General features: G+C 60.2%; 6 protein-coding genes. 3 read left to right on the top strand and 3 right to left on the bottom strand.

The window, feature by feature from the left end; all coding sequences use genetic code 11:
- The first annotated feature begins 391 nt into the window (after positions 1–391).
- The 3 genes from ABCW43_RS28740 (at position 392) to ABCW43_RS28750 (ending at position 3,715) form a co-directional block, all read left to right on the top strand.
- Positions 392–1,612: an MFS transporter gene (locus ABCW43_RS28740; RefSeq protein ID WP_345928170.1), complete on the top strand. Its 1,221-nt coding sequence runs from the start codon at positions 392–394 to the stop codon at positions 1,610–1,612.
- A gap of 236 nt (positions 1,613–1,848) precedes the next feature.
- The gene (locus ABCW43_RS28745) at positions 1,849–2,883 is read left to right on the top strand and encodes a hypothetical protein (protein WP_345930743.1); all 1,035 of its coding nucleotides are present in this window, start codon (positions 1,849–1,851) and stop codon (positions 2,881–2,883) included.
- Between the two features lie 16 nt (positions 2,884–2,899).
- Complete coding sequence (locus ABCW43_RS28750; RefSeq protein WP_345930744.1) at positions 2,900–3,715, top strand: gamma-glutamyl-gamma-aminobutyrate hydrolase family protein; 816 nt, start codon at positions 2,900–2,902, stop codon at positions 3,713–3,715.
- Between the two features lie 77 nt (positions 3,716–3,792).
- Here the strand turns inward: ABCW43_RS28750 and ABCW43_RS28755 are convergent, their stop codons facing one another.
- From ABCW43_RS28755 to ABCW43_RS28765, 3 genes are all read right to left on the bottom strand, one after another.
- On the bottom strand, positions 3,793–5,073 hold the full coding sequence (locus tag ABCW43_RS28755) for an aminotransferase-like domain-containing protein (protein ID WP_345930745.1): 1,281 nt from the start codon (positions 5,071–5,073) through the stop codon (positions 3,793–3,795).
- A 14-nt stretch (positions 5,074–5,087) separates the two neighbouring features.
- Positions 5,088–6,260 (bottom strand): ATP-grasp domain-containing protein, encoded by a 1,173-nt coding sequence (locus ABCW43_RS28760; protein WP_345930746.1) that lies wholly within the window; start codon positions 6,258–6,260, stop codon positions 5,088–5,090.
- 138 nt (positions 6,261–6,398) lie between these two features.
- The gene (locus ABCW43_RS28765; protein ID WP_345928170.1) at positions 6,399–7,619 is read right to left on the bottom strand and encodes an MFS transporter; all 1,221 of its coding nucleotides are present in this window, start codon (positions 7,617–7,619) and stop codon (positions 6,399–6,401) included.
- Positions 7,620–8,010 lie beyond the last annotated feature (391 nt).

Consider the following 8,010-nt stretch of genomic DNA (forward strand, 5'->3'; position numbering starts at 1 on the left):
CAGGATGACGATGTCGCCTTTCCGTGGGGCGCAGCGCTGCATGACTTCGTCGCGGGTGATGCGGAGCTGTCCGTTCAGAAACGAATAGGCATCCTGTGGGGATGAGGAAAGATCCATGTCGCACCTCGAGTTTCTATAAATGAGATCATTCTCAATATTTACACTTTGGTACCGAAGTCAACCTCCGGCCACCGTGAGATGACCGCCATCCGTCGCCGGGGCCGAGGCGCGCTGACCGGACGCAGCGGCGGCAGATTGCCAATTGCACATGCAAAACAAGGGCATCGGTATCAATCGCGGCTTTTGTCTGGGTTTGATGCCGAAAGCGGTTGCGCGACAGGAATGGGTGGGGTATCAGTTTTGCGACACGTCTAGAAAAAAGGATGGTCGTTTGCTGCTGCTTGTCCTCTACTACGCTGCGGTAACCCTGGCCGGTGTGACGCGCGGTCTCTGGGTCGTCGCGCTCGGCTGGTCATCGGCCCTCGTCGGCGGGTCGGTCACGCTGATCGGCATCGCCTTTCTCGTCGGTCACCTCATCAACGTCCTGCTCGCCCCGGGCGTTGGCGCGCTGATCGACCGGCGCAGCCGCAAGCGTCTGGCAATGGTCGGCCAGGCGCTGTTCGGTGCCGCCATGGCACTGCCGGGCCTGGCCTATCTGCTCGGCTTCGAGCTCAGCTACGCGATGATCCTTTTCGTCGCGTGCTGCATCGCGGCGGCAGGACTTCTGCAGGGCGGCGCGCTCGACGCGATCCAGAAGTCCATCGTCGAGCAGGCCGATATCAGGCGGACCAACGCGATCGTAAACGGACTGCGGCAAGGCTCGATGATCGCCGGTGCCGGTCTTGGCGGGCTTGCGCTGATGTGGTTGCCGCTCCATGCCGCCTTCGCGCTTGGCGTGGTCCTCTGCGGCCTGGCGGTCCTGTGCGTGCTCGGACTGCCGGACGCCTATCCGCCATCGGGTGGGCGCCGGAGCTACATGGCGCAGGTGGCGGAAGGTTACCGGTTCTTCGTGCAGAAGCCGGAACTGGGCCGGCTGGCGGCGCTGATCGGGTTCAGCACGTCCGTGGGGCAGCTGTCGAACGTGCTGCTGCCGATGCTGGTGCAGCGCGAGCTTGCCGGCGGCAGCGGGCTGTATGGATTGATCGACGCCCTGTGGTCCGTGGGAGGGATCTCGGCCGCGGTTTTCGCCGCGCGAATCCTGCAGCGGTTCAATCTCGACGGTTTCGAGTATCTGGCCATCATCGCGCTCGGGCTTCTTGCCGCCAGCATTTCGGTCACCGCCTATCCGGGGGCGGTCGCGGTCATCTATTTCCTGATGGGCTTTGCGTTTTCGTTCTCGAAGATCCTGTGTGACGGGCGAATGATCGAGCTGGCCGACCTGGAGTCGATCGGCCGGGTGCGCACCCACACGCAAGCGGTCACCAGCGCCTTCGGACTGCTGGTGTTTTCGATGCCCGCAGTCACCGGCCTGGAAGACGTGAACCTCCAATATGTCTTGTGGGGCACAGGCATCGCCACCATCGCGGCGGGGATCTATCTCCTGGACCTGCAGGCCAGCGGCAACCGGGCGGCGCTTCGACAGGCAAACAGCAAAAATGATCCGCATCAATGAACGTCATTACTCAGTTGCGAGGCTGTCGCTGCCATCCGATCTTTTCCGACGCGGCGAACGCTTCACGCCATCCGGTGACAGGATGAAGAGCGCGCGCTTGCCCTCTGGCGGCGGATCGAACTTCCGTTGGGAGTGGCGGCGAGACGTGTATTTCAAGCGAATACGTCCTGTTGCCTTTCCCAGACCCTTTTTCAGAACTCGCCCCGCGTTTGGGGGCCAATACGGGGTGACTTGCAATGGATTTGACCGAAAACAGAATCCGTCTTCTGGGTGGTCGCGTCAGCGTTGATCAGGCGTTCATCGACAATCAGATCTATTTGCGAGATGGGGACATCGCGATCGCCGCCGGTACGCTTATCGAGGGGATAGGCAACAAGTTTTCCGACCTCGACATGTACGTTTTCACGGAGGAGCGACGCGCCTGCGAAGAAGTCATCTACCGTCAGCATCACCGGGTGCTTAGCGTCGAGCGAGATATCCTGAACGAGACTTCGCGCGGCAAGCAGGTCTTCCTCGTCCACACTGTGGTGCCGAACTCGGGCGTCAAGGTCGATGTCGAGTTCGACACATTCGCCGAGGTCGAAGCGCTCTTTGATCAAGTCAAGACGATCTATGACTACGCCTGCAACAACCTTGTCCTGCTGACCAAAGTGCTCACCGTGCGGCAGCAGAACCTAATTCACCGGCTGTTCAATTGCCTGGTCCTGCGCAACGAACCGCGGTTCCAACAGCTGATGGGAGGAATATCGCGCTGGCAATATTGTTATGTGGCATACCGTTGGTTTGCGTCGGATTTCTCCGTCCTCCTTGACCTGATGGGCGCCTGGGACAAGCGCGAAATCGACCGCTCCGTCGATCTGGCACGCGAAAATCTGATTCAGCAGATGTCAGCCTACCTCCACCTTGTTGGATCGACCAATGTCCGAAGAAAATGGCTGTTGACCTATCTGGACCAATTGCCTGTTCCGGACGCAATTCGTGCTCGTTTCCTGAACCTTTTCTACATGACCGGCGTCTCGGACCACCGTTCGAAGGAGCAGTTTGTCTTCGACACATTGGATCTGGTTGATGACATCCAGGAGGCATCGAGGGAGAAGCTGCTCGCGAACCCTTATTTCCCGGCTGGGCGTGCGGCGCTCGATACGCTGCATGCCAACTGTTTCGGTTCGGCTGCCACCTCTGATTATGCGGAGACGGAATACAGGTATCGCTCGCGTGTCTACGAGGAGGGCGTAAAGCCCACCCGACTGCTTCTGATCGATGGCATCTAGAACGCGGGCGGTTACGATGTCCTCGCTACACGAGACACGCAATGGCGTGCTTCCGCTGATCGGCCTGACCTGTTGCACGAAGCAAATCCTTGGATCGGATTTTCATGCGGTGCTTGATCGCTACGTTGCAGTCGTCGCCGGGTTTCTTGAGGCCGTCCCGATCCTCATTCCGGTTGACGCCAGCCGGCCCCAGCTCGAAAGCCTGCTCGCGCGCCTGGACGGCGTGTTGGTTACCGGCGCACCAACCATGCTGGACCCCTCGCTTTACGGAGAGAGGCCCGATCCCGATTACAAATATGATCCGCAGCGGGACGTCACAACACAAGCGCTCATCCCGCTGGCGATTGCCATGGGCGTCCCGCTATTGGCAATCTGCCGTGGGATCCAGGATATGAACGTTGCTTTTGGCGGATCGCTCCATCAGGCGGTTCATCGTATGCCCGGCCGGCTGGATCACCGCGCCCCGTCGGACGTTTCAACCCGAGCTGAAAAGTTTGTTCCCTCGCATTCCCTGCGCTGTGTCGAGAACACGCTTTTTGAGACGCTTGCCATTGAATGCGGGCTCGATCCCCTGGCGGTGCCAGTCAATTCTCTCCACGTGCAAGCCATCAAGGATCTGGGATCAGGCTTGACCGTGGAAGCGGTCGCCCCGGATGGCTCAATCGAGGCTGTGCGTGTGACGACGGCGTCGATATTCGCCTATGGCCTGCAATGGCACGTAGAGTGGGAACCTGATGAAACCAATTTCAACGGCGCTGTGCTTCGGACATTTCAGGGAGCCTGCCTGACGCGGACAAGTCGCCGGTCCGACGTGTTCGTCTGCGCCCAATAGGGCCGCTCCAACGCTGCGCTGAAGCATCGGTGTTTGAGGTGTTCAGGCGCGAATGGTCACCGCTTGCAGCCGGGCGCCTATGTCGATCCCGGCACAGTCGATGTCTGCACCATGGCGTCAGGTTTTGCCGTTTCAGCACCGATCAGTCGCGCCAATCGCAGCACACCTTCTCGCGCAAGCTCGGGCGCGCAGGACGAGAAGCACAGGCGCAGCGTGTTGCCGCCGGAGCCATCGGCATGGAAGGGGCGACCGGGAACGAAGGCGACACGCTCTCTTGTGATGGCCTTGGCAAGCAGCGCCTTGGCGTCGATGCCTTCGGGCAATGTCAGCCAGACGAACATTCCACCCTCCGGATTTCGCCAGGTCACGTTGCGCGGCATATAGTCTTCGAGCGCTTTGATCAGGTTGTCGCGCCTCTGCCGGTAGACCTCTCGCGAGGTGTTCACACTCGCGTCAAACATTTCGTCCGCAACGCGGTGCATGACCATCTGGTTGATGGTCGAACTGTTTAGATCACTGGACTGCTTCAGCAGCGTAAGCTTGTTGATCAATTGGCTTGCCGCGCAAATCCAGCCGATGCGCATGCCCGGGGTCATCGTCTTCGAGAAACTGCCGCAATAGACGACCAGCGACGTTTCGATAGAGCCAGAGTCCGCGATGTCGAGCTGCATGATAGTCGGCTGTGGATCGCCTTCGTAGCGCAGTGAAGAATAGGCCCCGTCTTCTATCAGAGGCGCATCATTTGCGCGAGCAAGGGCAATGAGACGTCGCCGCGCGATCACACCCATCGTTTCGCCCGTTGGATTGGAGAAATCCGGATTGGCGTAGATAAGTTTCAAAGGCTGGGTTTTGCCGGCACCTGGGCTTGCCATGCTCACGCCGTCGCCATCGAAGAAGCGATAGTCAGGCTCATATGCGTTGAATATCTGTAGCGCGCCAAGGTAGCTCGGCTTTGAGACGGCGAGCGGATCACCCATCTCCAGAAACAGGCGGGACAGAAATTCGATAGCCTGCTGTGCGCCGGAGGTGATCAGGATGTTGTCCGAACTGCAAACAACGCCCTGCCGGCGCATAAAATCGGCAGTCCAGCGCCGCAACGGCAAATATCCTTCGCTCGCACAATATTGAAGCGAGATCGCCGGGCTATCCTGGAGTGATTTCTGATAGCCATCGCGAAACTGCGGCAAGGCGAAAAGATTTGCGTCGGGGAACCCTCCCGCAAAGGAAATGATCTCCGAATTGTCGAGCAGGGCGAAGAGATCGCGGATCTCCGACGCATTCATGTTCTTGGCCCGGCTTGCGAAACGATGCTCCCAGGTGTGTCTCTGCAAGTCTGTCAACGGTTGTTGCATCGGCATGGTTTCAATCCACATCACGAGATGTTGGCTAGGGAATTTGACTTCGTGGTCACGTAGCGAACGATTGAATCGATAGCGCCCTCGCAGGACTCAAGACCGCGGACGATCCCGCCGAACGGTGAGTGGATTTCGCTATAGGAAGGCACGTCCGGCTTGGCCGGACTCGCATTGATGTGGCATTGGACAAATTCATGGCGGAAAACCTGGCCTACGGAGCCGTAGTCGATTTCTGCGCCATAGGGAAAGAGGAACCAGCCGAACATGTCGGCCCGGCCGCGGCCGTTGTCGACTTTGGCGACGTCGCCCAGTATGCAGTGCAGATCTCCATGGTGGAGATTGACGCCCGTTTTCAGCTCGAACGCCTCGGCAATGTAAGCGCCGCCGATCCGGCCCGCGAACTCCAGGAAAAACGGCTGTCCGTCCCGATCGACGATCATCTCGAGATGGAAGCCTCCATCGCGATAGCCGAGTGCCCGGGCAATGTCCGTTACCGCCAGGCTCGCCCATTCCGGATTGTCGACCTGCGTCGAGCCGAGGGCTGAGCCCGATGCGAAGGAGAAGCAGGTGTTCACATATTTCGACGCCTGAAGCAGGGTCAGCTCACCGCCGCTCAAAAGTCCGTCAAGGTGGAAGATGTCTCCCGGCACGAACTCCTCGACCAGCCAGTCGCGTTCGTCAAGGCTTTCGATGCGCGCGTCCAGGCCCGCGCGCGGTCCGATCCATATGCCGTTGCTCGCTGCGTCAAGACGTGGCTTGAGGACGAGTTTCTGATCAGGCGGCAGCGAGGCGCTGATGCGCTTGTACTTGGCAAGCGCCCAAAAGGCAGGCTGTTTCAGGCTCGACTGATGCGCGGCCATCCGCATCGTCAGCTTGTCACGGATGGGAAGGACCCTTGCGACTGAATCGCCGGGAATGTTGAACCGTTCGCGGATCCGGGCGGCAAGGAGCAGGTCGCGTTCGCCGCGGGCGACCAGATAGTCGCAATTCGCGCAAGCCTCTTCGATATGCGCCGGCAGAGCATCCGCATCGAGATCCGCCAACCTCGCGGGGAAGATCGTGGCGTTGGCCGGCGATTTCTGGTTGAGGAACTGACCGATATAGGTCACGTCGTGACGCTGGTGATCGATGACCTGATCATACCGGATGCGTCTCGGATCCGCCCGGTTTAGAATAACTATTCTGGTCAAGGCTTGCTCCCATTCTTCGACACCACGCTTGCACCACGTTCAGAAAGCCGCGTAGCCGGTCGCTCGATCTTTGTCGTCCGGCCGCTTTGGGCTGAAAACGCCAAATCGTGCGACAGCCTCGCAACTGAGTAATGACGTTCATTGATGCGGATCATTTTTGCTGTTTGCCTGTCGAAGCGCCGCCCGGTTGCCGCTGGCCTGCAGGTCCAGGAGATAGATCCCCGCCGCGATGGTGGCGATGCCTGTGCCCCACAAGACATATTGGAGGTTCACGTCTTCCAGGCCGGTGACTGCGGGCATCGAAAACACCAGCAGTCCGAAGGCGCTGGTGACCGCTTGCGTGTGGGTGCGCACCCGGCCGATCGACTCCAGGTCGGCCAGCTCGATCATTCGCCCGTCACACAGGATCTTCGAGAACGAAAACGCAAAGCCCATCAGGAAATAGATGACCGCGACCGCCCCCGGATAGGCGGTGACCGAAATGCTGGCGGCAAGAAGCCCGAGCGCGATGATGGCCAGATACTCGAAACCGTCGAGATTGAACCGCTGCAGGATTCGCGCGGCGAAAACCGCGGCCGAGATCCCTCCCACGGACCACAGGGCGTCGATCAATCCATACAGCCCGCTGCCGCCGGCAAGCTCGCGCTGCACCAGCATCGGCAGCAGCACGTTCGACAGCTGCCCCACGGACGTGCTGAACCCGATCAGCGCCGCCAGCCGGCCCAGTTCCGGCTTCTGCACGAAGAACCGGTAACCTTCCGCCACCTGCGCCATGTAGCTCCGGCGCCCACCCGATGGCGGATAGGCGTCCGGCAGTCCGAGCACGCACAGGACCGCCAGGCCGCAGAGGACCACGCCAAGCGCGAAGGCGGCATGGAGCGGCAACCACATCAGCGCAAGCCCGCCAAGACCGGCACCGGCGATCATCGAGCCTTGCCGCAGTCCGTTTACGATCGCGTTGGTCCGCCTGATATCGGCCTGCTCGACGATGGACTTCTGGATCGCGTCGAGCGCGCCGCCCTGCAGAAGTCCTGCCGCCGCGATGCAGCACGCGACGAAAAGGATCATCGCGTAGCTGAGCTCGAAGCCGAGCAGATAGGCCAGGCCCGGCAGTGCCATGGCGGCACCGAACAGCGCCTGGCCGACCATTGCCAGACGCTTGCGGCTGCGCCGGTCGATCAGCGCGCCAACGCCCGGGGCGAGCAGGACGTTGATGAGGTGACCGACGAGAAAGGCGATGCCGATCAGCGTGACCGACCCGCCGACGAGGGCCGATGACCAGCCGAGCGCGACGACCCAGAGACCGCGCGTCACACCGGCCAGGGTTACCGCAGCGTAGTAGAGGACAAGCAGCAGCAAACGACCATCCTTTTTTCTAGACGTGTCGCAAAACTGATACCCCACCCATTCCTGTCGCGCAACCGCTTTCGGCATCAAACCCAGACAAAAGCCGCGATTGATACCGATGCCCTTGTTTTGCATGTGCAATTGGCAATCTGCCGCCGCTGCGTCCGGTCAGCGCGCCTCGGCCCCGGCGACGGATGGCGGTCATCTCACGGTGGCCGGAGGTTGACTTCGGTACCAAAGTGTAAATATTGAGAATGATCTCATTTATAGAAACTCGAGGTGCGACATGGATCTTTCCTCATCCCCACAGGATGCCTATTCGTTTCTGAACGGACAGCTCCGCATCACCCGCGACGAAGTCATGCAGCGCTGCGCCCCACGGAAAGGCGACATCGTCATCCTG

The organism is Neorhizobium tunisiense (assembly GCF_039631515.1).
GTDB lineage: Bacteria > Pseudomonadota > Alphaproteobacteria > Rhizobiales > Rhizobiaceae > Neorhizobium.